This window comes from Streptomyces sp. CA-111067 (genome assembly GCF_050956065.1).
Taxonomy (GTDB): domain Bacteria; phylum Actinomycetota; class Actinomycetes; order Streptomycetales; family Streptomycetaceae; genus Actinacidiphila.
In genome coordinates this window covers 440,437-466,404 of record NZ_CP192103.1, presented here as the reverse complement: position 1 = coordinate 466,404, position 25,968 = coordinate 440,437, and the positions used below count along the sequence as shown (strand labels likewise).

Sequence of the window (25,968 nt, the reverse complement as noted above, 5' to 3'; positions counted from 1 at the left end):
GTTCAGAGTGGACGGCATGCAGACCACCACCTCCGCCGGGCCCCGCGAACACGACCGGGCCCTGGCCACCGAGGCGGTGCACGCGGGCCGCGACGATCTCGCGGCGCTCGGCGTGCACGCCGTACCGCTCGACCTGTCCACCACCTATCCGTCGTACGACAGCCGGGGCGAGGCGGCCCGGATCGACGCGTTCGCCGCGACCGGCGAGCAGATCCAGGGGCCGCCGGTCTACGCGCGCCTGGACAACCCGACCACCGCGCGCTTCGAGACCGCGCTCGCCCGGCTGGAGGGCACCGACTCCGCGGTCGCCTTCGCCAGCGGCATGGCCGCGCTCAGCGCCTGCCTGCTGGCCCGGGTGGCCGAGGGACTGCGCCATGTGGTCGCGGTCCGGCCGCTGTACGGGTGCAGCGACCATCTGCTGACCGCCGGCCTGCTCGGCACCGAGGTCACCTGGACCGACCCGGCCGGGATCGCCGACGCGATACGCGCCGACACCGGCCTGGTGATCGTGGAGACCCCGGCCAACCCGACGCTCGCAGAGGTCGACCTGCGGGCCGTGGCGTACTCCTGCGGCGCGGTGCCGCTGCTGGTCGACAACACCTTCGCCACGCCGGTGCTCCAGCGGCCCGCCGAGTCCGGCGCGAGCATCGTGCTGCACAGCGCGACCAAGTACCTGGGCGGGCACGGCGACGTGCTCGGCGGCGTGGTCGCCTGCCACGAGGACTTCGCCCGCCGGCTGCGGCACGTGCGGTTCGCCACCGGCGGGGTGCTGCACCCGCTGGCCGGCTACCTGCTGCTGCGCGGCCTCGCCACGCTGCCGGTACGGATGCGGGCCGCGTCCGCGACCGCCGCCGAACTCGCCGAGCGGCTGGCCGCCGACCCCCGGGTGGCCGCGGTGCACTACCCGCGGATCGGCGGGGCGATGGTCTCCTTCGAGGTGCGCGGCGACCCGCACGCGGTGATCGGCGCCGTCCGGCTGATCACCCCGGCGGTGAGCCTCGGCAGCGTGGACAGCCTCATCCTGCACCCGGCCTCGATCAGCCACCGGATCGTCGGCGAGGAGGACCGGCACGGCGCCGGGGTCGGCGACCGGCTGCTGCGGATGTCGGTCGGCCTGGAGGACGCCGGGGACCTGTGGCGCGATCTGGACACCGCCCTTGCGGCGTCGGTGACCGCGACCGCCGATGCGGCGGCGGTCGCGGAGTGCTGACGGTTCCGGGCCGGCCGGTGGTGACCCCGCCGGTCGGCTCGGCGGGGTCACCGGTCAGGGAACGCCGGTGGCGTGACGGAGTTGAGCGTCGGCGGTCACCGGCGAGGCTGGTGATCGGATCAGCGGGCTGCGAGACCGGGCTGCGCGACAGGGCGCGCCCGGCGGTCGGCGCCGTCGGTCAGGGGCGGTGGCCGGCCGTCCAGGGGAGCGGCGCCCGGGTGGCCGGGTCGGCCGCGGTCGGCAGGGTCGCGGTGATCACCAGCGTGCCGTCCTCCACCTGGTAGTCCAGCGGCAGGCCGAGCTCGCGCATCCCGGCCACCATGCCGGTGTTGCCCGCCTGGGTGACCGCGTAGACGCTGCCCCGGCCGGCCTCCGCCGCCATCTCCACCAGCCGGCGCAGCAGCGCCGCCCCGATACCGCGCCGCTGCCAGTCGTCCTCGACCAGCAGCGCCACCTCGTTCTCCTCGCCGTCCCACAGCAGGTGGCCGAGCGCGACCAGCCGGCCTGATGCCGTCTCTACGGCCAGCGACCGGCCGAAGCGCGGGCTCAGCAGGTGCGTCAGATACCGGTCGGCCTCGGTGACCGGGCCGTGGTAGCGCAGCGAGAGCGTGGCGGCCGAGCAGCGCTCGTGCATCGCGAGCGCCGCGGCCAGATCCTCCGGGCCCGCCCGGCGGACGCTGATGGCGTTGCCCTCCGGCAGCGTGAGCACCTGCCGGCTGCCGGGCACCCGCACGCCGAGCCGCGCGTCGAGCTCGACCAGGGCGCGGGCCCGGGCGAACTCCGTGGGCGTGAACGGCAGATGGTCCCGCGTCACGGTGATCGTGCCGCCCGACGGGTCGCGCAGCCGCATCACGGTCGGCTGCAACGCGTCCTCGCCGGGCTCCGGTTCGGCCGGCTCGAGCACCGCGGGCGTGGAGCTGATCGTGCATCGGCCGAACAACTGCCGGAGCGCCAGCGGCAGTTCCGCGGTGTCCAGCGCGGTGCGGGTGGCCAGCGTGAGCATCCGGGTCGGTGCGTCCACCAGGTCGTGGGCGTCGGCCCGCTCCAGCCAGGTGTTCCTGCCGCCGGCCTCGGCCGCCGTACGCGCCAGGGCCGCGGCCGACACCGCCGCGGGCGCCCGCAGCAGGAACTCGTCCACCGTGCTGTCGGCCAGCGGGTGGGTCTGGAGCGTGATGATGTCCGCACCGCGGCCGGCCAGCGCCGTGCACACCGCGCCGAGGCTGCCGGGCGCGTCCCGCACGGTGGTGCGCATCCGCCACAGCGACGGCTCCGCGCCCTGCGCGCCTTCGCCCGCCGCCTGTTGACCCTCCGTCAGCCGGCACCGCCAGGCCCCCGCCAGGTCCGCGGCGGTGGTCGTGACCGCCCGGCCGCCCTGCCGTCTGGCCCAGGCGACCAAGTCGGCGGCGGCCCCCGCAGCGCGGAGGGCTGCCGCTTCGACCAGATCGCGGGACCGCCGGCGGCGCCGCGGGCGAGCATGGACAGAAGTCGAATCAGGCATGAAACCACCCTGCACAACCCGTGTTGCGTCGCCACGAACGTTCCATGGCCAGACGGTAAAGGACGGATCTTCTGGGTTAACTTACCTTTTCAACGTTTTTGCCGTTGGTTGGCCGCCAGACAACCCTGCAATTCCGGGGCAGGTTGTGCCTCTTTGCATCGGGTAGCCATGGTCAACGAGGTCCCCGCACGCCTACGATGGCCCGACCTCGCCCGCCGCGGACCCCGCGCCGCCCGACCCGCGCCGAATCTCGCCCCCCACCGGCGCTGCGACGATGACTGCAGAAGAGACACCGCACACGTTCCAGGTCGATCTTCGCGGCCTGGTCGACTTGCTGTCCCATCACCTCTACTCCAGCCCCCGGGTCTACCTGCGCGAACTGCTGCAGAACGGCGTGGACGCGATCACCGCGCGCACCGCCGTGGACCCCGGGGCGCCCACCCGTGTCCTGCTGCGGACGCAGCCCGGCGGGCTGCGGGTCGAGGACACCGGGATCGGCCTGACCGAGTCCGACGTGCACAGCCTGCTCGCCACCATCGGCCGCAGTTCCAAAAGGGACGGCCTGGAAACCGCCCGTACCGAATTCCTCGGGCAGTTCGGCATCGGCCTGCTCGCCTGTTTCGTGGTCGCCGACACCATCAGGGTGGTCAGCAGGTCCGCCCGGGTGCCGGGCGCGCCGCCGGTCGAGTGGGTCGCGCGCGACGACGGCTCGTACACCGTCAGGACCCTGCCGGACGGCGCCAGGACCGAGCCGGGCACCACCGTCCACCTCACGATGAGACCCGGCGCGGCCGAGTGGTTCGAACCCGCCCGGGTCACCGCGCTGGCGAAGGACTTCGGCTCGCTGCTGCCCTACGACGTGACGGTGGACGGCACGGCCGTGACCGAGCGGCCCCCGGTGTGGGACCGGCCGTTCGCGAGCGCCGCGGCCCGCAGGGCCGAACTCGCCAGGTACTGCCGGGACCAGTTCGGCTTCCTGCCGCTCGACGCCATCGACCTGGACGTGCCGCTGGCCGGGGTGCGCGGGGTCGCCTACGTGCTGCCGTCGGCGGTCAGCCCGGCCCAGCGGGGCGGCCACCGGGTGCACCTCAAGGGCATGCTGCTGACCGATCGCGCCGACGAACTCCTGCCCGACTGGGCGTTCTTCGTCCGCTGCGTGATCGACACCGACACGCTGCGGCCCACCGCCTCCCGCGAGCACCTGTACGCCGACGACACGCTCGCCGCCGTCCGCGACGCCCTCGGCGACCGGATCAGGGAGTGGATGACCACGATGGCAGCGGGTGAACCCGAGCGCCTCACCCACTTCCTGTCGGTGCACCACCTCGGCGTGAAGACGCTCGCCCGGCACGACCACGACCTGCTGCGGGTGATGCTGCCGTGGCTGCCGTTCGAGACCACCGACGGTCGGCTGTCGCTGGACGAGTTCGCCCGCCGGCACCCCACCGTGCATTTCACCCGCACCGTGGAGGAGTACCGCCAGGTCGCGGCGATCGCGGCCGCGCAGGGCATCGGCGTGGTCAACGGCGGCTACACCTACGACGCCGAGCTGATCGCGATGCTGCCCCGGGTCCGGCCCGGCAGCGTGGTGGCCGAGCTCGACGCCGACACCGTCACCGCCCACCTGGACACCGTCGAACCCGAGCAGGAGCTGGCGCTGTCCGGCTTCCTGGCCGCCGCCCGGGCCACCCTCGACCCGCTGGGCTGCGACGTCGTGCTGCGCACCTTCCACCCGCTGACCGTGCCGGCCCTGCACCTGGACGACCGCACGGCGCGGCACGAGCGGGCCCGCGAGGAGGAGCAGGAGCAGGCCGACGACCTGTGGGCCGGCATCCTCGGCTCGCTGCGCGGCAGCGCGCCGCGGGCCCGGCTGGTGCTCAACCAGCTCAACCCGCTGGTCCGCACCATCGGCGCCCTCGGCAGCATGGAGCTGGCCGGCACCGCCGTCGAAGCGCTCTACGGACAGGCACTGTTAATGGCCCAGCGCCCGCTGCGGCCGGCCGACTCCGCGCTGCTCAACCGCGCGTTCCTCGACCTGCTGCAGTGGGCGACGGACACCCCCGCAGAGCGCAAGGAGGGCCGATGACCACCCAGGTGCCGCGGACGGTGGACGCGATCCGCCAGGCCATGGAGGACAACCGCGCGGAACCGGAGGGCACGGCCCGCAACGCCCGCGCCGAACGCCTCGCGGAGGAGGCCGAACGCACCGGCGACCGGCCGCTGCTGATCGAGGCGCTGTTCAACCTGCTGACGGCGTACAACTACAGCTCCGAGTCGGACAAGAAGTTCGTGCCGTTCGCCAAGGCGCTGCGGATGTGGGACGAGAACCCGGCGGATTTCGACGAGTTCACCGGCCACAGCCTGCACTGGTACTTCAAGTGGGTCTCCAGCGGCATGCTCGACCAGCCGCACATCCCGCTGGCCTCCATCGAGAAGTGGCAGCGCGAGATGGAGCACCGGTACCGGCTGGCCGGCCACTCCGAACGGGCGGTGCGGCAGGGCGAGTTCAGGATCGCCCGGCACATCGGCGACCTGGACGGGGCCCGACGGGCCTACGCCCGCTGGCAGTCGGCCGACCGCGACCGGATGAGCGACTGCCACGCCTGCGAGCTGCACCTCCAGGGCGCCTGGCTGGCCCAACTCGGCGATGACAAGGAGGCGCTGGCCGGCTGGCAGCCGGTGCTGGCCGGCGAGCAGAGCTGCGCGCACGAGCCGCACGGCGTGCTGGCGTCCTCACTGCTGCCGCTGCTGCGGCTCGGCCGGTTCGACGAGGCCCGGGGCAACCACCTACGCGGCTACCGGCTGGTCCGCGCCATGGAGAGCATGCGCGCCTCGGTCGCCCAGCACGTCGAGTTCTGCGCGCTCACCGGCAACGAGGCACGCGGCCTGGAGATCCTGGCCCAGCACCCGTCGTACTTCACCGCCACCGGCGACCCCGACAGCCTGCTCGACCACCTGGCCGCCACCGCGATCCTCACCCGCCGGCTCACCGGACTCGGGCACGGCGAGGAGCCGGTGCCCGGGCCCGAGGGACGGCAGTGGACCGCCGAAGCCCTCCACAGCCACGCCAGGGCCCAAGCCACCGCGCTGGCGCGGCAGTTCGACGCGCGCAACGGCACCAGCGCGGTGTCGGCGGCACTGCGCGAGCGGCTGTCCAGGCAGCCGTTCACCCAGCGGCTGCCACTCGGTCTGCGGGCCGCGCGGCTCAGCCTGCCGCCGGCCACCGCTCCGGCGCCGCCACAGACGCAGCCGGAGCCGGTGGCCGCCGACCCGCCCGCACCGGCCGATCTGCCCGGGCTGCTGGCCGAGGCCCGCCGGCTGCGCGAGGTCGGCCACCCGCGGGCGCACGAGGCATGGGCGGCGGTCGAACTGGCCGTGGAGCGCGACGGCTTGGTGCTCGACGCCAGGGCCCGCGCCGAGATCGCCGACCACGCGGCGATGACCGCGATCGACGAACCGGAGCGCTCCGCGGCCCTCTTCCGGGACGCGGCCCGGCAGTTCGAGGCGGCGGGGGAGCCCGGCGAGGCCGCCGCCTGCCGGGCCCGCGCGGGGTACGCGCTGACGCTCACCGGCGCGGGGGACGGACTGGCCGCGGTCGAGGAGCAGTGCGCCCTGCTGCACACTCTGCACGGCCAAGGGCGGGCCACGGCACGCCAGTTGACCGGGGCGCAACTGCTGCGCTGCCGGATCCTGCTGCAGACCGGCGAGCAGGCCGCGGCCGGGCGACAGGCTTTGGAGGCGGCGGAGTTCGCCCGCCGGCACCAGGACGAGCCCGGACTGCCGGGACGGCTCGCCGACGCCGAGGTGCTGCTCGGCCGGCTGGCCATGGAGCGCGGCGACACCGACCGGGCCGTCGAACTGCTCACCCGTGCCGCCGAGTTGTGCCACCGGGAGGTGCAGCCCTGGTTCGCGGCCGAACCGGAGAACGCGCTCGCCGGACTGCTGCTCGACGGCGGCGACCCGGCGGGGGCGGTCCGGTCCGCGCTCGCCGCGCTCGACCACGGCGGCGAGATCCTGGAGCCGCCGCACCGCGTCCACCTGCACCTGCTGCTCGCCCGCGCGCACACCGCGCTCGGCGACGACGAACAGACCGCCGCGCACGCCCTGGACGCCGCGCAGTGGGCCGAGGAGGCGGGCGAGGACGAGGGCGTCGGGGCCACCGCGCGGCTGATGTTCGGCGGCGCGCTGCTCCGGCTCGGCCGGACCGAGGAGAGCGCGTCCGTCCTGGAGTCGGTGCTGCCGCAGCTGGAGCGCTGCCACGACGAGGGCGAGGTCGTACAGGCCCGCTGGTGGCTGGCCGACTGCCAGCTCGAACTGGGCGAGGCCCGGGAGGCGGCCGAGCAGCTGCTGCGGGCGGCGCGGATCGCCGAGGGCTGGGACGAGCCGCACGACCACGCGATGCTCGCCAACCTCGCCGCGGACGCGCTCAACCGGGCCGGGCTGCACGACGAGGCCGTCCTCGCCTATGAGCGCGCCGAGCAGCTGTGGCGGGCGATCGGCGACCCGCACGCCGTCGTCCGCACGCTGCGGGCCCGCGCCTGGATCGAGCAGCGCGACGGTCGCGCCGGCCTGGCCGCCGCCCGGCCGCTGATGGCCGCCGCGGCGCGGGCCGCCGCCCGGGCGCTCGACGTCGCCGCCGACGAGGAGAGCGCGGCCCACCTGCGCTCCGACCTCGCCGACACCTACCGGCAGACGGCCGAGATCGTCATCCGTGGCTGCACCACGTCCCCCGCGGAGGACCCCGCCGCCGTCCCCCCGTACGAGGAGGCCATGGCCCTGGCCGACCTCGCCGCGCAGACCCTCGCCCCGCTGGGCCCGCAGGCCCGCGACGACCGCACCGCGGCCCTGCTGATGGCCGGCTGGCTCGACGCCGACCTGGGCCGCCCGTCGACGGCGGCAGCCCGCGCCCGCGAGGTCACCGCGGCCTACGCGGAAGCCACGGGTTCGCTCCCGGACGCCCGCCGGGCCGAGGCGGCCTCGATCCTGGACTTCACGTCCAAGGGAGCGTAGGCGTAGCGGCCAGCAGGGCTCGCCCACGCGGTCGCGGTCAGAGGGACGTGGCCAGCAGGCGGATCGTGCGGGTGACGGACTCGGCCGGGAGGTGGGCGTAGCCGATCACCCGCAAGGAGGTTTAGGCGTACCGGCCCGCCGGGCCGAGGCGGCCTCGATCCTGGACTTCACGTCCAAGGAGGCTTAGGCGTAGCGGTCCGCGGGGCCCGCCCACGCGGTCGCGGTCAGAGGGACGCGGCCAGTAGCCGGATCGTGCGGGTGACGGACTCGGCCGGGAGGTGGGCGTATCCGATCACCAGCGATACGTCGGCCCCGGGCGGTTCCGGCGCGGTGGACCGGTAGTCGGACAGCGGGCGGAGGCGGACTCCGGCGGCTGCCGCGGCGGACAGGAAGCGGGCCTGCGGGCCGTACTCGGCGGGCAGCGTGACGATCGCGTGCAGGCCCGCCGCGATGCCGCTGACCGCCGCGCCCGGGAAGTGCTCGGCCAGCGCCGCGACCAGTGCGTCCCGGCGCCCGCGGTACAGCCGCTGACAGCGGCGCAGGTGCCGGTCGTACTGGCCGGAGGTCAGGAAGTCGGCCAGCACCGCCTGTTCGGTGACCGGGTGGCCGAGGTCCATCGTCCGTTTGCGCAGGCCGATCTCGGCGACCAGGTCGGGCGGCGCCACCAGCCAGCCCAGCCGCAGGCCCGGCGCCAGGGTCTTGCTGACCGATCCGGTGTACGCGACATGCCCGGGCGCCAGCCCCTGGAGCGCGCCCACCGGCGCCCGGTCGTACCGGAAGTCGCCGTCGTAGTCGTCCTCGACGACCAGCCCGTCCACCGACCGGGCCCACTCGGCCAGCGCCGCCCGGCGGCCCGCCGAGTACGCCACCCCGGAGGGGAACTGGTGGCACGGGGTCACCACCACCGACCGCAGCCCCGTCGCCGCCAGCGCCGGCACCGACAGCCCGTCCTCGTCCACCGGCACCGGCACGGCGGCCAGCCCCGTCGCGCCGAGCAGCACCGCGTGCTCCGGGCTGCCCGGGTCCTCCACGGCCATCGCGCGCTGACCGCCGGCGTGCAGCACCAGGCCGAGCAGTGTGTGCGCCTGGGCCACGCCCGAGGTCACCACCACCTGCTCGGGATCCGCGGCCACCCCGCGCCGCCGCGCCAGCATGTCGGCCAGCGCCGCCCGCAGTTCGGGCAGGCCGCGCGGATCGGGATAGCCGAAGGCGCGGTGCGGCAGCGCGCTCATCGCCCGCCGGTGCGCGGCCGACCACGCCGCCCGCGGGAAGAGCGACAGGTCGGGCAGCCCGGGACGCAGATCGCTGGGACCGCCCCGGTCGTCGGTGCCGAACCCGGCCACCGCCGGCTGCTGGGCCGCGCCGCCGGCCCCGGTCACCCAGGTGCCTGAGCCCTGCCGCCCGCTCAGATAGCCCTCCGCGGTCAACTGCGCGTAGGCGTCGGTGACCAGCCCGCGCGACACGCCGAGGTCGGCGGCGAGCTCCCGGCTCGACGGCAGCTGCGTTCCGGCCGCGAGCCGGCCGTCGCGCACCGCCTCCCGCAGCGCCGTCTGGAGCGCCCGCCCCCGCCCGCGCGCGGGCAGCGCGGCGGACGGCAGCAGCAGCTCCCAGGCCGCTGTCCACCCGGCAGGAGCGGCCGGCAGGCCGGCCCCGTCACCGCCCTCGCCGCCCGCTCCCGGCTCCGCCGCCGGCCCCGGCCCCGGTCCCGGTCCCGGCCCCGGCCCCGGCCCCGAAGTGGTCCTCGTAACATCCATGAGATTGGACCTTAAACCAGACCGCCTCAGTTCCTAGCCTCGGATCATGAACTCCGTACCCCGCACCTCCTCCCGGGCCGGCATGCTGCTCGCCGCCACCGCCTGCGTCCTGGTCGGCGCGTCCTTCACCGCGGGCGGCGCCCTGGTGGACTACCCGCACGCCGGCGGCCAGGCGCTCCGGTACGGCGCCGCCTGCCTGCTGCTGCTCGTGCCCGCCCGGCGCCACGCCGCCGCCCGGCTGCGGGCCCTGGGCTGGCGACAGTGGGCGCTGGCCGCGGCCGTCGCCGGCGTCGGCATGGTCGGCTTCAACATGTCGGTGCTCGCGGCGGAAAGGTCCGCTCAGCCGGCGGTGCCCGGCGTGATGGTCGGCTGCGCGCCCGTGGTGGTCGCCGTCCTGGTACCGCTCGCGAGGGGCCGGCGGCCGGCGGTGACCGGGACCACCGCGGCCCTGCTGGTGGCGGCCGGCGCCTTCGTCGTACAGGGCTGGGGCGGCAGCGACGGGCCCGGCCTGTTCTGGTCGGTGATGGCCCTGGTCGGCGAGGTCGGCTTCGCGCTGCTCGCCGCCCCGCTGGTCGCCCCGCTCGGCCCGCTGCTGCTGTCGACCTGCGTGTGCGGCCTGGCCGCCGCCGAGGCGATGGTGCTGGGGCTGGCCGCCGACGGCCGGGCCGCGCTGCGGATGCCGACCGGCGACGAGGCGATGGCGCTCGGCTGGCAGGCGGTGGTGGCCACGGTTATCGGCTTCGTCTGCTGGTACGCGGGAATGCAGCGGCTCGGCGCCGAGCGCGCCACGCTCTTCTCCGGGCTGATCCCGGTGTCGGCCGCCGTGACCGCGCCGCTGGTCTCGCTCGGCACCTTCGGCGCGGCGCAGCTGGCCGGCGGCGTACTGGTCGCGGCCGGGGTGGCGGTCGGCGCGGGGGCGCAGGGGCCGCGCCGCCGGCCGGTGAGTTCGGAGCGGGCCGGGAAGGCGCCCGTGGCCACCGTCCCGGAGGCAGGGCGGGTGCCGGTCCTCGCCGACCGCTTCGGCGGGTGATCGGGCCGCCGGCGGCGCCGGCGGGAAATCGGCGATCCCGGGCGCTTCCTATGGATCGAGGGTGATTTTCCGGAAGGCGGGAACTCCGCCAGGATGGGGTGAGTTGTCTCAGTACGGGCCGGCGCGAAACCCGCCGGTCCGGCCAACTGCCCCGGCCGGGCGCCCCCGTCCCGGTCGGGGCGCCGCCCCCGCGTCCGCCGGTCCCCTCCACCGGCGGACGAGTCGTCACTCGGCCCCGACCGTCACCCGGCCGTCACCCGGCCGTCGTCACTCGGCGACCGTCACTTGGCCCCGAGCGCCTGCTGCAACGGATCGATGGCGAAGTAAGCAGCGAAGCAGACCGAGACCCCCCACACCAGGGGGTGGATGTCGCGAACCTTGCCGAGAGCCACCTTGATCACCACGTAGGACAGGAATCCCGCCCCGATCCCGTTGGTGATGCTGTAGGTGAAAGGCATCACCGCGATGGTCAGGAAGGCCGGGATCGCGATGTCGTACTGGGTCCAGTCGATGTTGCGGACCTGGGCCATCAGCAGGAAGCCGACCGCGATCAGGGCGGGCGCCGCCGCCTGCGAGGGCACCACCCCGGCCAGCGGCGACAGGAAGAGCGCGACGGCGAACAGCGCCCCGGTCACCACGCTCGCCAGTCCGGTGCGGGCACCCTCGCCGACGCCCGCCGCCGACTCGACGTAGGCGGTGTTGGAGGAGCTGGAGGCGATCCCGCCGGCCACCGCCGCCGCGCCGTCGATGAACAGCACCCGGCCGATGTTCGGCACCCGGCCGCGCTCGTCGAGCAGCCCGGCCTCGTTGGAGATGCCGACGATCGTGCCCATCGCGTCGAAGAAGTCCGAGAGCACCAGCGTGAAGACGAACAGCACGGCGGTGACCACACCGGCCTCGCGGAAGCCGCCGAACAGGCTGAAGTGCCCGATCAGGCCGAAGTCGGGGCTGGCCACCACGTCGTCGGGCATCTTCGGCACCGTCAGGCCCCAGGCGGCGTCCGGGATGTCGGCGATCGAGTTGACGATGATCGCCACCACCGTCATCGCCACGATGCTGATCAGGATCGCGCCCTTGACCTTCCGGGCCACCAGCGCCACGGTCAGCAGCACCCCGAGGCAGAACACCAGCACCGGCCAGCCGGTGAGCGTGCCGGTGGCACCGAGCTGCACCGGCGTGGTGGTCTTGGCCGCGTCCGGGATCCGGCTGGCGAATCCGGCGTCCACCAGGCCGATGAAGGCGATGAACATGCCGATGCCGACGCTGATCGCCTGCTTGATCGGCAGCGGGATCGCGTTCATGATCGCCTCGCGCAGCCCGGTGGCGACCAGCACGCAGATCAGCAGGCCCTCGAGGACCACCAGGCCCATCGCGTCCGGCCAGCTCATCTTGGGCGCGAGCTGGAAGGCGACCACCGCGTTCAGGCCGAGGCCGGTGGCGATGGCCAGCGGCAGGTTGCCGCCGACCCCCATGATCGCGCTCATCACCGCGGCCACCAGGGCGGTGGCGGTGAGCAGTTGGGTGGTGGAGAGGTGGTGGCCGAACTTGTCCGTCGCGCTGCCCAGGATGATCGGGTTGAGCACCAGGATGTACGCCATCGTGAAGAAGGTGGCCAGGCCGCCGCGTATCTCCCGGCCGGGGGTGGAGCCGCGCTCCGATATCCGGAAGTAGCGGTCCAGCGGGTTGCGGGGGGCGGGCGGCGGTGCGGACGTCGGCTTGACGTCGTCCACGACGGGTCCGGACATGGGGCTCCTCAGGGATTCAACAACCGGTGGAACGCGGGTAGGGCACACGGATTGTGCCCGTACGCGAGCGCGCGCGGGTTTCCGTGGCGTTACCCGGTATCACCGTCGGGTTTCGGCCATGTTCAGGTCAACACCCGTGTCGATTCCGATACGGTCCCGGGCTGCTACAGGCCCCCGGTGACCCGCAGCACCGCGCCCGTGGTGTACGAGGCTTCCGCCGACAGCAGCCAGGCCACCGCGCCGGCGACCTCCTCCGGCCGGCCCGGGCGGCGCATCGGGATCCGGTCCGGATTGCGCCACGGCCGCTCCGGGTCGCCCATCGCCGCGTGGATGTCGGTCACGATCATGCCCGGCTGCACCGAGTTGACCCGCACCCCCTCGACCGCGAGCTCCTTGGACAGCCCCACCGTCAGGGTGTCCACCGCGGACTTGCTCGCCGCGTAGTGCACGTACTCGCCCGGGCTGCCGAGCGACGCCCCGCCCGACGAGATGTTCACGATCGCGCCGCCCGCGCCGCCGTGCCGGGTGGACATCTCCAGCGTGGCGCGGCGGGCGCAGATCAGCGCGCCCATCACGTTCACCTCGATCACCCGGCGCATCACCTCCACCGGGGTCTCGGTGAACCGGCCGAGCGGCCCGGTGATGCCCGCGTTGTTCACCAGCCCGGTGACCGGCCCGAGCCGCTCCCTGACGGTGTCGAACAGCGCGTCCACCTGGGCCGCGTCACTGGTGTCGACCTGCACCGCCACGCAAGCGCCGCCCGCCTCGCGGACCTGCCTGGCCACGTCCTCGGCGGCGTCCTTGGACCGCTCGTAGCCGATGCCGAGCCGGTGGCCCGCCGCGGCGAGCCGCAGCACCACCGCCGCGCCGATGCCGCGGCTGCCGCCCGTCACGACCGTGACAGGACCGCCGGCCGGACCGGTGGCAGAACTCATGAGCCCACTCCCTCGCACGCTCCCGCGGGGAGAGGCGCTCCCGCGGTGATCACGGAACGCTATCGCAGGCCGCCGCACGTTCGACGATTGGTCTTGACCAAGCTCCGGCGGCGGCCCTATCGTCGGGAGTAGTGCAAGAACCTTTAATAAACAGTGGTTCGGAAACAAGGCTGAACAAGCCTTGAGCTGATTGTGAGGACAGGGTGGGGACCACGCAGCTCGAATCCGTACAGGAGCCGAAGTACTGGCACCTGAAGACCGTGCTGAACGACGCGCTCGACTCCGAGTTCGAGGTCGGCGAGATCCTGCCCAACGAGCGTGACCTGGCGGCCCGCTTCGGCGTGGCCCGGGCCACCCTGCGGCAGGCACTGGAGCAGCTGGAGCTGGAAGGACGCCTGCAGCGGCGGCGCGGGGTCGGCACCACGGTGGCCCCGCCGCGGATGGGTGTGGCGGTCGGTCCGACCACCGGCACCTGGCCCGGCGCCGGGCGGGACGCCTGGAGCACCGTCGGCTGCGCCGAGGCGGTCGCGCCGGCCGCGATCGGGGCGCTGCTCGGCACCGCCGCCGAGGAGGCCGTGCACACCATCCGCCGCGAGCGCGTGATGCGCGGCCAGCCGGTCGCCACCGAACTGCTCTACGTGCCGCCGGCCTCGGTGCCCGGCCTGTCGGAGCTGCTCACCCCGGCGAGCCACGCCGCCGCCGTGCTGCGCGAACTGCACCACCTGCACCTGGAGGGCGAGGACCGCGCGGTCGAGCTGGGCTCGGCGGGCGCCGCGGACGCCAAGCAGCTCGACCGGCTGCCGGGCGCGCCGGTGCTGGTGGTCACCACCCGGTACTTCGTGGCCGGCGCGGTCGCCGCCGCCTCGGTCGCCACCTACCGCGCCGACACCTGCCGGCTGACCTTCGGCGACTCCGGCGCGCTGGAGGTCACCCACCACCAGCCGGAGGCCCGCCAGGCTTCCTGAGCCACCGGATCAGGTTCCGTCGTACGATCCCGGCCCGCCGCAGAGCTGCACGCGGCGGGCCGGGTGACGTCCGGGCCCTGCTGCGGGCGGCACCGCTCAGCGGCGGGCCAGCGAGGTCTGCTCCACCGCGAACAACTGCTCCTCGACATGGTCGAGCGCCAGCCGCAGCGCGCCGGTCGCGATGGCCTCCTGGCCGAGCGCCGACAGCACCACCTTCGGCGGGCGCAGGCAGTAGCGCTCCAGCTCCGACCGCAGCGGCTCCAGCACCCCGTCGAGGCCGGCCGCCCAGCCGCCGACCACCACCAGCTCCGGGTCGATCGCCAGCACCAGCGCGGCCACGTCGTGCACCAGCCGGCGCAGGAAGCGCTCCACCGCGTCCTTGGCCTGCACATCGCCCTTCCTGGCCAGCGCGAACACCCGCGCCACGGCGGGCTCGTCCAGCGGATGCAGCGGGGTGCCGGTGGTCGAGAGCAGGTACTCGGGGGTGACCTCGCGGCCCAGCAGGTGCAGCGCGCCGATCTCGCCGGCCGCGCCGCCGAAGCCGCGGTGCAGCCGGCCGCCGATCAGCGAGCCCGCGCCCGGGCTGAGCCCGGCCAGGACGAACACCACGTCGTCGGTGCCGACCGCCACGCCCTTCCAGTGCTCGGCGACCGCGGCCACGTTCGCGTCGTTCTCCACCAGCACCGGGCAGCGGAACGAGCGCCGCAACCGCTCGCCCAGCGGCAGCCCGGTCCAGCCGGGCAGCGCCGTGCTCAGCCGCACCTCGCCGTTGGCCTCCACGATGCCGGGGCTGCCCACCCCGACCGCCCACAGCGTGCTGCGCGCCACCCCGGCCTTGCGCAGCAGCTCGGCGACGGTGCCGCGGACCCGTTCGAGGCGGTCGTCGGCCGGCGCGGACTCCGCCACGTCACGGCCGTGCGAGCCGAGCACCTGCCCGCTGAGGTCGGAGAGCACCACCCGCACCTGGTGCGCGCCGATCTCGACGCCCAGCAGGTGGCCGGCCTCGGCGTGGAAGCGGAACCTGCGGGCCGGCCGGCCCTGCCTGCGGGCGTCGCCGGGGTCCGGGCCGACCTCCACCACCAGGTCGGATTCGGTCAGGCCCTCGATGACGCCCTCGACGGTGGGCCGGGACAGACCCGTGCTGTGCACCAGGTCGGTCATGGTGGGGGTCTGCGCCCCGCGCAGAGCGTGCAGGACGACCGCGGAATTGATCCGACGGAGCAGGGACGGGTCCCCGCCGGTGAGTCGCCCCAACGTATGTCCTTCCAACCTGTACCTGTGTGTGGCGGATCGTACCCGGCCGACGGCCGCGCGGCGAGTGCCGTTCCGCACCCGGTGCGCCGACGTCCGGCCGGTGCTTCCTGACGGGTCGCCAATTGTCATGGGGCGGCGCTTTACTTGACACATGGATCAAGGGCGGATGGACCTCGCCGACCGGCTCGCGATGCTGGACCGGCTGCGGGTCGCGGACCTGCCCGCGCAGCGGGCCGGCTCCGGCGGCGTGCGCGGCGGGCCCGGCTTCCTGCTGGCCGATCTGGCGGTCGGCGCCGACCCGCACGTCGGCGGCCCCGGCGACCGGGAGCAAGGCGAAGACCGGGAGCACGACGAACGCCGGGAGCAGGACGAGGCGGACTTCGCCGCCGACTGCCAGGCGCTGGTCGACGCGCTGGCCGGCCGCTGGGGCGAGCCCGAGGCCGTGCACCTGACGCCGTATCTGGAACGGGCGGTGGCCGGCCAGCCGGTACCGGAGCCGATGGTGGCGCTGTCCGCGATCGTGCCGGAGGCCTACGGCTGGCAGGTCGCCGACCGCTGGATAGCGCTCGGCGTGGGCCGCTGGGACCAGGAACTACCGTCCCGGCTGGTGCTGCTGATCGCCGGAGTCCACATCCCCCGGCAGTCCGGCCCGTAGCGCGGCAGCCCGCGCCGGGACGGCCGGGCGGCGCGGCGCCGGCGGCCGGAAGGCCGCGGCCCGCAGCCTGGCGAACTCCTCGGCCAGGGCGGCAGGCGACCAGTGCGCGTTCAGACCGCTCGGGCTGGGCAGCGCCCAGATCCGGGTCCGGCCGATGGTCAGCGCCTGCGGGCCGACCTGGGCGTGCTTGTCGGCGAACGCCACCCGGTAGGCGGTCACGCCGAGCACCGCGAGCCAGGCCGGCTCGTACGCCTCGACCTTCGCCCGCAGCCGCCGGCCGCCCTCGAGCAGTTCCTCCGTGCTCAGCTCGTCGGCCCGCGCGGTGGCCCGCCCGGCCACGTTGGTGATGCCGAGCCGTAGCGCCAGCACCTCGCGCTGCTCGGCCGGCGCCATCCGGCGCGGGGTGAAGCCCGAGGCGTGCAGCGCGGGCCAGAACCGGTTGCCGGGCCGGGCGAAGTGCTGGCCCTTGGCGGCGGACATCAGGCCCGGGTTGATGCCGCAGAACAGCACCCGCAGCCCGTTGCCGATGATGTCCGGAAGGGTGCGGTCGCGGGCCGCGGCCAGCTCCTCCGGGGTCAGAGGATCGCCCCCGGGCGGTAGGCGGCGGCCACCGGGTGCGCCTTGGTGACGTCCTCGATCCGGCGCAGCACCTCGGCCACCTGGCCGGCCGCGGCGCCGGTGAAGGACAGCCGGTCGGCCATCAGCGCGTCCAACTGCGCCCGGTCGAGCGGGATCCGCTCGTCGGCGGCCAGCCGGTCGAGCAGCTCGTTGCGCTCGGTGCCCTGCTCGCGCATCGCCAGCGCCGAGGCCACCGCGTTCTCCTTGATCGCCTCGTGCGCGACCTCCCGGCCGACCCCGGCCCGCACCGCGCCCATCAGCACCTTCGTGGTGGCGAGGAACGGCAGGTAGCGGTCCAGCTCGCGGGCGACCACCGCGGGGAAGGCGCCGAACTCGTCGAGCACCGTCAGGAACGTCTCCAGCAGCCCGTCGAAGGCGAAGAACGCGTCCGGCAGCGCGACGCGGCGCACCACCGAGCAGGACACATCGCCCTCGTTCCACTGGTCGCCGGCCAGCTCGCCGGTCATCGAGGCGTAGCCGCGCAGGATCACCATCAGGCCGTTGACCCGCTCGCAGGACCGCGTGTTCATCTTGTGCGGCATCGCGGAGGAGCCGACCTGGCCGGGCTTGAAGCCCTCGGTGACCAGTTCGTGCCCGGCCATCAGCCGGATCGTCTTGGCCAGCGAGGACGGCGCGGCGGCCAGCTGCACCAGCGCCGTCACCGCGTCGTAGTCGAGCGAGCGCGGGTAGACCTGGCCGACCGAGGTGAACGCCCGGGAGAAGCCCAGGTGGTCGGCGACCCGGTGCTCCAGCTCGGCGAGCCTGCCGGTGTCGCCGCCGAGCAGGTCCAGCATGTCCTGCGCGGTGCCGACCGGGCCCTTGATGCCGCGCAGCGGGTAGCGGCCGAGCAGGTCCTCGACCCGCTCGAAGGCCACCAGCAGCTCGTCCGCGGTGGTCGCGAAGCGCTTGCCCAAGGTGGTGGCCTGCGCCGCCACGTTGTGCGAGCGGCCCGCCATGACCAGCTCCGCGTACTGCGCCGACAGCTGGCCGAGCCGGGCGAGCACCGCCACCGTACGGTCGCGGACGTGCTCCAGCGAGAGCCGGATCTGCAGCTGCTCCACGTTCTCGGTCAGGTCGCGGGACGTCATGCCCTTGTGCACCTGCTCGTGCCCGGCGAGCGCGTTGAACTCCTCGATCCGGGCCTTCACATCGTGCCGGGTGACCTTCTCCCGCTCGGCGATGGACGCCAGGTCCACCTGCTCGAGCACCCGCTCGTAGTCGGCCACCGCCGAGTCGGGCACCGCGATGCCGAGGTCCCGCTGCGCCCGCAGCACGGCGAGCCACAGCCGGCGCTCCAGCACCACCTTCTGCTCGGGGGACCACAGGGTGGCCAGCTCCGCGGAGGCGTAGCGGCCGGCGAGGACGTTCGGGATACGGGGCTTGGCAGTCACGTATGCAGAGCTTACCCGGCGGCCGGCGGCTACCCGGTGACCAGGATGGCGATCACCGTGACCAGCAGCACCACGACCAGGATGACACCGCCGATGATGTAGCCCCACGCGTTGGGGGACAGGCGCTGGTACCGCTTCTCCGGCGGCCGGTAGCGGGACTCCTCGGTGGTGTTCGCGCGCCAGCGGGTCATGATGCGGGCCACGTTCAGCTCGAAGTCCCGGTCGGGGTACATCGTGCTGTTCTGGACCGCGGGCAGCGAACGGCGCCGGCTGTCCGCGAGGGTGATGCGCACCGTCTGCGCCCTCCCGGTCCGGCTCTGCGTCTCACGGACCTCGACCCAGCGGATGTCCGCCCACGGATAGGTGCGCCCGCGCCCGAAGCCCCAGGAGATGCTGATCCCCTCCGCGCCGACAGCCGTCCGGCTCCGGCGCAGCACGACGAGGATGAGGCTGATGAGCACGACAGTGCCCGCAGCCACCCAGCAGGAGCCGACGAACCCGAGCCGGAGCAGGGTGACGACCATCTCAAGGGCCACGAACGCCAAAGCCCCCGTCGCGTTCGGCCACGATATGCGATAGCGGTCCCTGCCCAGGAACTCCCGCTCGACGTACATGCCGGCCCCCCACCCCCGCCCGGACGTCCGCCGCCCGGGATGCCTCCCGAGATCCTCCCACCCTCCCCGTCCCCGCACATGTCCCACCCCTGGCAACCTGCCGGCCGGCTCACCGCCGACCGCGGGTACCGTCGCCCCTCTCGTACGGCAGCAGCTCCTGGTGCTTGGGCAGCCGGCCGTCGCCCGACGAGCGGCCGGTCAGCCGGCGGCCGATCCACGGCAGCAGGTGCTCGCGGGTGAAGCGCAGGTCGGCGCCGCGCCTGGCGGACCAGCCGGGGAGGACCGCGGGCGGCAGCGGCAGCGTCCAGTCGGCCGCCGCGGGCAGGCCGAGCGCCTGCCACACCGCCTCGGCCACCCGCTCGTGGCCCTCGGCGGTCAGATGCAGCCGGTCGTCGGCCCACATCCGCTGGTCGCCCAGCACCTCGGCGCCGTACAGGTCGACCACCACCGCGCCGTAGCGCAGCGCCAGGTCGTCGATGAAGCCGAACAGCTGCTCCATCCGCGGCAGGAACCGGGCGGCCACCGGGCCGCGCCTGGCCGGGCTGCGCATCAGCACCAGCTGCCCGCAGGCGGGCGCGAGCCGCCGCACCGAGCTCTCCAGCAGCGCGCAGACGGCGTCCACGTCGCACTTGGGCCGCAGCACGTCGTTCAGGCCGCCGACCAGGGTGACCAGATCCGCGCCCATGGCCGCGGCCACGTCGACCTGGTCCTCGGCGATCTGCCGGATCAGCTTGCCGCGGACGGCGAGGTTGGCGTACCGGAACTCCGGCTCGGACGCGGCCAGCCGGGCCGCGAGCAGGTCCGCCCAGCCGCGGTAGCCGCCGTCGGGCAGCAGGTCCGACATGCCCTCGGTGAAGGAGTCGCCGATCGCGACGAAACTGGTGTAAGTGACAGGATTCTGCATGGCGCGGCGATCTTATGCGACCCCGGCGGGAGCTGATCGCCCAGGCCCTACGCGCGGCCGGGGCCGACCAGTTCCTTGAGCACGTCCTCCATGGTGACCAGGCCGACGCCGTGTCCCTCGTCGTCCACCACCGCGGCCAGATGCGCGCTGCCGGCCCGCATCGCGGTGAGCACGTCGTCCAGCGGGGTGGCCGCGCCGACCCGGGTGACCCGGCGCAGCGCCGACCGGGGGAAGGGCTCGTCCCGCGGGTCGGCGTCCAGGGCGTCCTTGACGTGCAGATAGCCCAGCACCCGGCCGTCCCCGCCGGTCACCGGGAAGCGCGAGAAGCCCGACCGCGCGGACAGCTCCTCCAGGCCCTCGGGGGTGATCCCCAGTGACGCCCGCACCACCTTCCCGGCCGGCAGCACGATCTCGCCGACCGGCCGCCGGCCCAGCTCCAGCGCCTCCCGCAGCCGCCCGGTGGCGCGCTGGTCGAGCAGCCCGGCCGCGCCCGCGTCGAGCACCATCCGGGACAGCTCGTCGTCGGAGAACACCGAGGCCACCTCCGACCTCGGCTCCACCCGGAACAGCCGGAGCAGCGCGTTGGCCAGCGCGTTGATCGCGAAGATCACCGGGCGCAGCCCGCGGGTCAGCGCCACCAGCGGCGGGCCGAGCAGCAGCGCGGAGCGCACCGGGTCGGCCAGCGCGATGTTCTTGGGCACCATCTCGCCGAACAGCATGTGCAGATACGTCGCCACCGCCAGCGCGAGCACGAAGGCGATCACATGGATGGCGCCGTCCGGCACGTTCACCGCGTGGAAGACCGGCTCCAGCAGGTGTGCGATGGCCGGCTCCGCGACGATGCCGAGCACCAGCGTGCAGGCCGTGACGCCGAGCTGGGCGGCGGCGAGCAGCGGCGCCACATGCTCAAGGCCCCACACCACAGCGCGGGCCCGGCGGTCGCCGGACTCGGCCAGCGGCTCGATCTGGCTGCGGCGCACCGAGATCATCGCGAACTCGGCCCCGACGAAGAAGGCGTTCGCCACCACGGTGAGCAGGCCGATCAGCAGTTGCAGTACGGTCATCGGCCGCGCCCCCCGGCGGCCGGCCGGCTCCGCGACCCGTCCTGGTCCGCTTCTGCTTCGGCGCCCGGCGGCGGCGACACCAGCCGGGCCCTGGCCGCCCGGTGCCCGGCCGCCTCGGTGACCTCGATCAGCCAGCCGGCCAGCTCGACCCGGTCGCCGCGGACCGGGATCCGGCCGAGCCGCTGCGCCACCAGGCCGGCCAGCGTCTCGTAGGGCCCGTCGGGGGCACGCAGCCCGATCCGCTCCAGCTGGTCCTCGGTGCGGGTGGCGCCGTCGGCGTCGAAGATCCGCCGGCCCTGGTCGTCGGCCCGCAGATACAGCAGGTCGGGCAGCTCCTGCGGGTCGTACTCGTCCCTGACCTCGCCGACGACCTCCTCCACGATGTCCTCAAGCGTGGCCACCCCGGCGGTGCCGCCGTACTCGTCGATCACCACGGCCATCGACTGCCGCCCGGACAGCCGGTCGAGCAGCCGGTCCACGGCCAGCGTCTCCGGTACGAGCAGCGGCTCGCGCAGCATCTCGGTGACCGGCAGCCGTGCCCTGCGGTCGGCGGAGACGGCCAGTACGTCCTTGATGTGGACGGTGCCGATCACCCGGTCGAGGCTGCCGCGGTAGACCGGGAAGCGGGACAGGCCGGTGGCCCGGGTCGCGTTCGCCACGTCCTCGGCGGTCGCCTGCGCCTCAAGGGCGGTGACCTGCACGCGGGGCGTCATCACGTTCTCGGCCGTGAGGCCGGCCAGGTTCAGGGTGCGGACGAACAGCTCGGCGGTGTCGGCCTCCAGCGCTCCGACGCTGGCCGAGTGGCGGGCCAGCGCCACCAGCTCCTGCGGCCCGCGGGCCGACGCCAGCTCCTCGGCCGGCTCAAGGCCCATCCGGCGCAGCACCCGGTTGGCGGTGTTGTTGAGGTGGTGGATCAGCGGGCCGAACGCCCTGGTGAAGGCGGCCTGCGGGGCGGCCACCGCCTTGACCACCGGCAGCGGCCGGGCGATGGCCCAGTTCTTCGGCACCAGTTCGCCGACCACCATCAGCACCACCGTGGACAGGGCGGTGCCGAGCACCAGCGCCACCGAGGAGGCCGCGGAGCCCGGCAGGCCGGCGGCCCGCAGCGGTCCGCGCAGCAGCTCGGCGATCGAACCCTTGGCGAGCATGCCGATCAGCAGCCCGGTCACGGTGATCCCGAGCTGCGCGCCGGACAGCTGCACCGTCAGACCGCGCACCCCGGCCAGCGCGGCGGCGGCCCCCCGTTCACCCTCCCGCGCGGCCCGCTCCAGCTCGCCGCGCTCGATCGTGGTCAGCGAGAACTCGGCCGCGACGAACACCCCGCAGAGAAGGCTGAGCACCACGGCCACCAGCAGAAGCAGCACTTCGGTCATCTGACACCTCGCACCCCATGATCGGCTACGGCCGCCCGGCCCGCACGGCATCCGGGCAATCGGCCCACGGACGGGCCGCCCGGCCGCGAGCACTTACGTCGGCCGGCCGGCCGCTCGCGCGCGGGTTCGGCGGTGGCCGGTGGCGAGCACGTACGTCTCCAGGCGGCGGCCGGTCGCTCGCCCACGGGTTCGGCAGCGGCCGGTCGCGCGTACGTACGTCTCCAGGCGGCGGCCGGTCGCTCGCCCACGGGTTCGGCGGCGCCTGGTCGCCCGCCCTTACGTCTTCGGCGGCGGCCGGACGTCGGGCGCCGCGTTGCGCGCGGGCGCGGACCCGCTCAGCCGAGTGCCAGCGGCTTGGTCCAGCGGCGCCACTGCGGCTCCGGCCGGTAGCCCGCGGCCCGCCAGGCGTGGTGGGCCTGCTCGTTGCGTTCGAGCACCATCGCGTCGCCGCGGCGCCCGCCGAGCGCGGCGAACCGCAGCTCGGCGGCGTCCAGCAGGGCCCGGGCGACGCCCTGGCGGCGGGCGTCGGGGTGGACCGCGAGCCGGTAGAGGTGGCAGCGCCAGCCGTCGAAGCCGGCGATCACCGAGCCGAGCAGTTCGCCGTCGCGTTCGGCGAGCAGCAGCGCCTCCGGGTCGGTGGCCAGCAGTCGGCCGACGCCGGCCTCGTCGTCGCTGATGCTGGTGCCCTCGGCGGCGATCCGCCAGAAGGCCAGCACCCGGTCGGCATCGGAGGGGGCGGCGGGCCGTATACGAAGATCGGTCATGCGCCCAGCCAATCACCGGCAGGGGGGTGCGAGCCCGTGGTTTTCCGCTGCCGGGACGGCGGCGGGGCGAGGCGCTGCGCCGTGACGGGGCGGGCGCGCGGGCCGGCGGGCGCGCGGCGGCTGGAAGCCGTCGGTCGGCGCCGGGGCGCGCGGAGGCGCCCTTGCCGCTACTAGCGCATCGGCGCTAGCGTGGTGTCATGGCGAAGACCCAGTTGAACGTGCGGGTGGAAGAAGCCACCGCCGAGACCGCACGGGAGCGCGCCTCGCAGCGCGGCATCAGCGTGAACCGCTATATCGAGGAACTCGTCCAGCAGGACGAGGGCGAGAACGGCCGGGCGTTCGTGCAGGCCGCGGCGGACTTCATGAAGCAGTACGAGGAGGTCTTCGACGAGGAGTTCGGCACCCGGAACGAAGGCGCGCGTTGACGCTGCGCATCGACCTTGCCTGGCTCCTCATGGTCGCCGAGCACAACACCCCGGGGGATCCGCAGGTCACCGACTGGGGCGCGCTGGTCGCGGCCGTCACCAGGCACCGGGCGGAGATATTCGGCCGGCCCGTCTACCCCGACGAGCACACCAGGGCCGCCGCGCTGATGCAGCTGCTGCTGCTCGTCCCGGCCCTGGAGCGCTCCAACGCGCTGTTCGCGACCGCGGTCGCCTACGCCTATCTGGTGGCCGGCGGGCTGAAGGTCAGCACCACCCCGGAACAGGTCCGCGACCTGGCCCGGATGGTGCGGGACGGCTCGGCGAGCGTGGACCGGATCGCCGGGGAGCTGCGGACCTGGACGCGCTGACGACCGCGCGCCGGCCCCGCATCCAGCGTGCCCCGGCGCCCGGCCCCGCCCCAGGCAGCTGACCCGCCTTACGCCTCCGGCCCCGGCTCGGCCTCCGCCTGCTCCGGGACGTCCCCAGGGACCTGCGGCTCCTCCTCGACATGCGGCTTGACGTACGGCGGCGGCGCGTACGCCCTGGCGAACGCCTCGCCGTCCCAGTGGCCGCCGAGCTGCGGCGCCAGCCAGTCGGGGGCCGCCGCCCGGAAGGCGTCCGGCGCCAGCGCGCCCGCGGCCTGCGGCAGCGCGCCGAGCAGCGGGGCGTTCGCGGCCTCCTGGAGGTCGCTGATGTTGCAGCGGTCGGCCAGGCCGGGATCGCCGAGCCAGCTCCCGATGATCACGCCCGTGCAGGACAGCCCCCGGCTGCCCAGCGCCTCCGTGGTCAGCGCCGTGGTGTTGAGCGTGCCGAGCCCCGAGGGCGCGACCAGCAGCACCCGGGCGCGGAGCGCCGCCGCCGCGTCCGCCAGCGTCGAGCCCTTCTCGTCGTAGCGCACCAGCAGCCCGCCGGCGCCCTCGACCAGCACCACGTCGTGCACGGCGGCCAGCTTCGCGGCGGCCTCGGCGATCTCCTCCGGGCTGACGGTCGGCAGCCCGGCCCTGAGGGCGGCCGTCGCGGGCGCCAGCGGCTCGGGGTAGCGGGCGAGTTCGACCGCGGTCACCGCGCCCGCCAGCCGCGCCACTTCGGCGGCGTCACCCGGCTCGTCGCCGAGCACCCCGGTCTGCGCGGGCTTGAGCACCGCCACGCTCAGCCCCTGGGCGAGTGACGCGGCGGCGACCGCGGCGGTGGCCATCGTCTTGCCCACCTCGGTACCCGTTCCGGTGATGACCACGATGGCCATGTACTGCTCCGTTCCTCGACATCTCGTTCCGGCGGCGTCTCATCCAGCTCAAGGCGGCCGCGTCTCGTTCCGGCCGTTTCGCGGGCCGGCAGATCCGCCGCTACCCGCCGGCCGCCGCTTCACTCCCGCCGCTCCCGGCGGCGGGCCCGTTCACCCCTGGGCGGCCGCCTCCGTGACGGCCGCGCAGATCCTCGCCACGTCCTCGTCGCCGGTGACGTACGGCGGCATCGTGTAGACGAGGTCGCGGAACGGCCGCAGCCACACCCCGGACCTGACCGCGGCGCGGGTGGCCGCCGCCATGTCCACCGGGTGGTCGAGCTGGACCACCCCGATCGCCCCGAGCACCCGCACATCGCGGACGCCCGGCAGCCGCGCCGCCTCCGCCAGCCCCTCGCGCAGCCCCGACTCGATCCGCTTGACCTCAAGCGCCCAGTCCTGGCCGAGCAGCAGGTCGATCGACGCGCAGGCCACGGCGGCGGCCAGCGGGTTGCCCATGAAGGTCGGGCCGTGCGCGAGCACCGGCACCTCGCCGCGCGAGATGCCCTCGGCCACCCGTGAGGTGCACAGCGCCGCGGCCATCGTCAGGTAGCCGCCGGTCAGCGCCTTGCCGACGCACATCACGTCGGGGCTGACCCCGGCGTGTCCCGTGGCGAACAGCTCGCCGGTCCTGCCGAAGCCGGTGGCGATCTCGTCGAAGACCAGCAGCACGTCGTGCTCGTCGCACGCTTCGCGCAGCACCCGCAGGTACTCCGGGGAGTGGAAGGTCATCCCCCCCGCGCCCTGCACCACCGGTTCGACGATCACCGCGGCGAGTTCGTGCGCGTGCTCGCCGATCAGGTCACGCAGCCGCCGCGCGTAGCCGGCGTCCGGCGGCGCGTCGAAACCGGGCGGCGGCGCGTCGGCGAACACCTGCCGGGGCAGCACGCCCGACCACAGCTCGTGCATGCCCCCCTCGGGGTCGCAGACCGACATCGGCTGCCAGGTGTCGCCGTGGTAGCCGCCGCGCCAGGTCAGCAGCCGGTGCTTGCCCGGCCGGCCGAGCGAGCGCCAGTACTGCAGGCACATCTTCACCGCGACCTCGACCGACACCGAACCGGAGTCGGCCAGGAAGACGTGCCGCAGCGGCTCGGGGGTGATCTCCACCAGCCGGGCCGCCAGCCGTACCGCGGGCTCGTGGGTGAGCCCGCCGAACATCACATGGCTCATCCGGTCGAGCTGGGCGCGGGCGGCCTCGTCCAGCGTCGGGTGCCGGTAGCCGTGGATCGCCGACCACCAGGAGGACATGCCGTCGACCAGCTCGTCGCGGCCCTCGGCGGGCGCGGCCAGCCGCAGCCGGACGCCCGAGGCCGAGGCGACGACCAGCGGCTGCTGCCTGCTGGGCATCGGGCCGTACGGATGCCAGACGTGCTCCCGGTCGAGGTCGAGCAGTACGCCGGGGTCGAGCGGAAGGCCGGGATCGGGCCGACCGGCCGCCGGGGAGCGCGGGCCGGCGGCCGGAACGTGCGGGTCGGGCAGC

At 74.6% G+C, this 25,968-nt stretch carries 21 protein-coding genes and 1 pseudogene; 8 read left to right on the top strand and 14 right to left on the bottom strand.

Features of this window, described 5'->3' with window-relative positions; all coding sequences use genetic code 11:
- Positions 1–16: 16 nt before the first annotated feature.
- Positions 17–1,210 carry a trans-sulfuration enzyme family protein gene (locus ACQPW6_RS02015; RefSeq protein WP_433887758.1) on the top strand — a complete coding sequence of 398 codons (1,194 nt, stop codon included), beginning with the start codon at positions 17–19 and terminating at the stop codon, positions 1,208–1,210.
- Between the two features lie 178 nt (positions 1,211–1,388).
- Here the strand turns inward: ACQPW6_RS02015 and ACQPW6_RS02010 are convergent, their stop codons facing one another.
- On the bottom strand, positions 1,389–2,708 hold the full coding sequence (locus ACQPW6_RS02010; RefSeq protein ID WP_433887757.1) for an N-acetyltransferase family protein: 1,320 nt from the start codon (positions 2,706–2,708) through the stop codon (positions 1,389–1,391).
- Between the two features lie 274 nt (positions 2,709–2,982).
- Here ACQPW6_RS02010 and ACQPW6_RS02005 point away from each other — a divergent pair, with 274 nt between their 5' ends.
- Both ACQPW6_RS02005 and ACQPW6_RS02000 read left to right on the top strand, forming a co-directional pair.
- Complete coding sequence (locus ACQPW6_RS02005) at positions 2,983–4,794, top strand: HSP90 family protein (RefSeq protein WP_433887756.1); 1,812 nt, start codon at positions 2,983–2,985, stop codon at positions 4,792–4,794.
- Positions 4,791–7,718 carry a tetratricopeptide repeat protein gene (locus tag ACQPW6_RS02000; RefSeq protein WP_433887755.1) on the top strand — a complete coding sequence of 976 codons (2,928 nt, stop codon included), beginning with the start codon at positions 4,791–4,793 and terminating at the stop codon, positions 7,716–7,718. The genes ACQPW6_RS02005 and ACQPW6_RS02000 overlap by 4 nt, the downstream gene beginning before the upstream one ends.
- Positions 7,719–7,942: 224 nt before the next feature.
- Here the strand turns inward: ACQPW6_RS02000 and ACQPW6_RS01995 are convergent, their stop codons facing one another.
- Positions 7,943–9,472 carry a PLP-dependent aminotransferase family protein gene (locus ACQPW6_RS01995; protein ID WP_433887754.1) on the bottom strand — a complete coding sequence of 510 codons (1,530 nt, stop codon included), beginning with the start codon at positions 9,470–9,472 and terminating at the stop codon, positions 7,943–7,945.
- 46 nt (positions 9,473–9,518) lie between these two features.
- Here ACQPW6_RS01995 and ACQPW6_RS01990 point away from each other — a divergent pair, with 46 nt between their 5' ends.
- Positions 9,519–10,502 (top strand): DMT family transporter, encoded by a 984-nt coding sequence (locus tag ACQPW6_RS01990; RefSeq protein WP_433887753.1) that lies wholly within the window; start codon positions 9,519–9,521, stop codon positions 10,500–10,502.
- Positions 10,503–10,783: 281 nt separating this feature from the next.
- Here ACQPW6_RS01990 and ACQPW6_RS01985 read toward each other — a convergent pair whose 3' ends face one another.
- Positions 10,784–12,247 carry an NCS2 family permease gene (locus ACQPW6_RS01985; RefSeq protein WP_433887752.1) on the bottom strand — a complete coding sequence of 488 codons (1,464 nt, stop codon included), beginning with the start codon at positions 12,245–12,247 and terminating at the stop codon, positions 10,784–10,786.
- Positions 12,248–12,411: 164 nt separating this feature from the next.
- Positions 12,412–13,182 carry an SDR family oxidoreductase gene (locus ACQPW6_RS01980; RefSeq protein ID WP_433887751.1) on the bottom strand — a complete coding sequence of 257 codons (771 nt, stop codon included), beginning with the start codon at positions 13,180–13,182 and terminating at the stop codon, positions 12,412–12,414.
- Between the two features lie 203 nt (positions 13,183–13,385).
- Between ACQPW6_RS01980 and ACQPW6_RS01975 the strand changes: the two genes are divergently transcribed.
- A complete protein-coding gene (locus ACQPW6_RS01975; RefSeq protein ID WP_433887750.1) occupies positions 13,386–14,147 on the top strand; it encodes a GntR family transcriptional regulator in 762 nt (253 codons plus the stop codon).
- 96 nt (positions 14,148–14,243) lie between these two features.
- On the opposite strand, the gene ACQPW6_RS01970 is transcribed toward ACQPW6_RS01975, so the two are convergent.
- Positions 14,244–15,401 (bottom strand): ROK family transcriptional regulator, encoded by a 1,158-nt coding sequence (locus ACQPW6_RS01970; protein ID WP_433887749.1) that lies wholly within the window; start codon positions 15,399–15,401, stop codon positions 14,244–14,246.
- Between the two features lie 151 nt (positions 15,402–15,552).
- Here ACQPW6_RS01970 and ACQPW6_RS01965 point away from each other — a divergent pair, with 151 nt between their 5' ends.
- The gene (locus ACQPW6_RS01965; RefSeq protein ID WP_433887748.1) at positions 15,553–16,056 is read left to right on the top strand and encodes a hypothetical protein; all 504 of its coding nucleotides are present in this window, start codon (positions 15,553–15,555) and stop codon (positions 16,054–16,056) included.
- A gap of 51 nt (positions 16,057–16,107) precedes the next feature.
- Here ACQPW6_RS01965 and mug read toward each other — a convergent pair.
- From mug to ACQPW6_RS01930, 7 genes and pseudogenes are all read right to left on the bottom strand, one after another.
- Positions 16,108–16,635 (bottom strand): annotated as a pseudogene (gene mug / locus ACQPW6_RS01960) (G/U mismatch-specific DNA glycosylase); the annotation flags it as partial.
- Complete coding sequence (gene purB, locus ACQPW6_RS01955) at positions 16,632–18,065, bottom strand: adenylosuccinate lyase (RefSeq protein WP_433887747.1); 1,434 nt, start codon at positions 18,063–18,065, stop codon at positions 16,632–16,634. The gene purB and the pseudogene mug, both read right to left, overlap by 4 nt.
- Before the next feature lie 29 nt (positions 18,066–18,094).
- Positions 18,095–18,679: a PH domain-containing protein gene (locus ACQPW6_RS01950; RefSeq protein ID WP_433887746.1), complete on the bottom strand. Its 585-nt coding sequence runs from the start codon at positions 18,677–18,679 to the stop codon at positions 18,095–18,097.
- Positions 18,680–18,788: 109 nt separating this feature from the next.
- The gene (locus ACQPW6_RS01945; RefSeq protein ID WP_433887745.1) at positions 18,789–19,583 is read right to left on the bottom strand and encodes an SGNH/GDSL hydrolase family protein; all 795 of its coding nucleotides are present in this window, start codon (positions 19,581–19,583) and stop codon (positions 18,789–18,791) included.
- Between the two features lie 47 nt (positions 19,584–19,630).
- Positions 19,631–20,647, bottom strand: a complete 1,017-nt coding sequence (locus ACQPW6_RS01940) for a hemolysin family protein (protein ID WP_433887744.1) — start codon at positions 20,645–20,647, stop codon at positions 19,631–19,633.
- Positions 20,644–22,020 carry a hemolysin family protein gene (locus tag ACQPW6_RS01935; RefSeq protein ID WP_433887743.1) on the bottom strand — a complete coding sequence of 459 codons (1,377 nt, stop codon included), beginning with the start codon at positions 22,018–22,020 and terminating at the stop codon, positions 20,644–20,646. The genes ACQPW6_RS01940 and ACQPW6_RS01935 overlap by 4 nt, the downstream gene beginning before the upstream one ends.
- 335 nt (positions 22,021–22,355) lie before the next feature.
- The gene (locus ACQPW6_RS01930; RefSeq protein ID WP_433887742.1) at positions 22,356–22,784 is read right to left on the bottom strand and encodes a GNAT family N-acetyltransferase; all 429 of its coding nucleotides are present in this window, start codon (positions 22,782–22,784) and stop codon (positions 22,356–22,358) included.
- A gap of 197 nt (positions 22,785–22,981) precedes the next feature.
- On the opposite strand from ACQPW6_RS01930, the gene ACQPW6_RS01925 reads away from it, so the two are divergent.
- Positions 22,982–23,209: a toxin-antitoxin system HicB family antitoxin gene (locus ACQPW6_RS01925; protein ID WP_433887741.1), complete on the top strand. Its 228-nt coding sequence runs from the start codon at positions 22,982–22,984 to the stop codon at positions 23,207–23,209.
- Positions 23,206–23,577, top strand: a complete 372-nt coding sequence (locus tag ACQPW6_RS01920; RefSeq protein ID WP_433887740.1) for a fic family toxin-antitoxin system, toxin component — start codon at positions 23,206–23,208, stop codon at positions 23,575–23,577. Before ACQPW6_RS01925 ends, ACQPW6_RS01920 begins: the two co-directional genes overlap by 4 nt.
- A gap of 68 nt (positions 23,578–23,645) precedes the next feature.
- Here ACQPW6_RS01920 and bioD read toward each other — a convergent pair whose 3' ends face one another.
- Together bioD and ACQPW6_RS01910 are read right to left on the bottom strand one after the other, a co-directional pair.
- A complete protein-coding gene (gene bioD / locus ACQPW6_RS01915; RefSeq protein WP_433887739.1) occupies positions 23,646–24,452 on the bottom strand; it encodes a dethiobiotin synthase in 807 nt (268 codons plus the stop codon).
- Positions 24,453–24,602: 150 nt separating this feature from the next.
- Complete coding sequence (locus ACQPW6_RS01910; RefSeq protein ID WP_433894391.1) at positions 24,603–25,967, bottom strand: adenosylmethionine--8-amino-7-oxononanoate transaminase; 1,365 nt, start codon at positions 25,965–25,967, stop codon at positions 24,603–24,605.
- Between the last annotated feature and the right edge of the window lies 1 nt (position 25,968).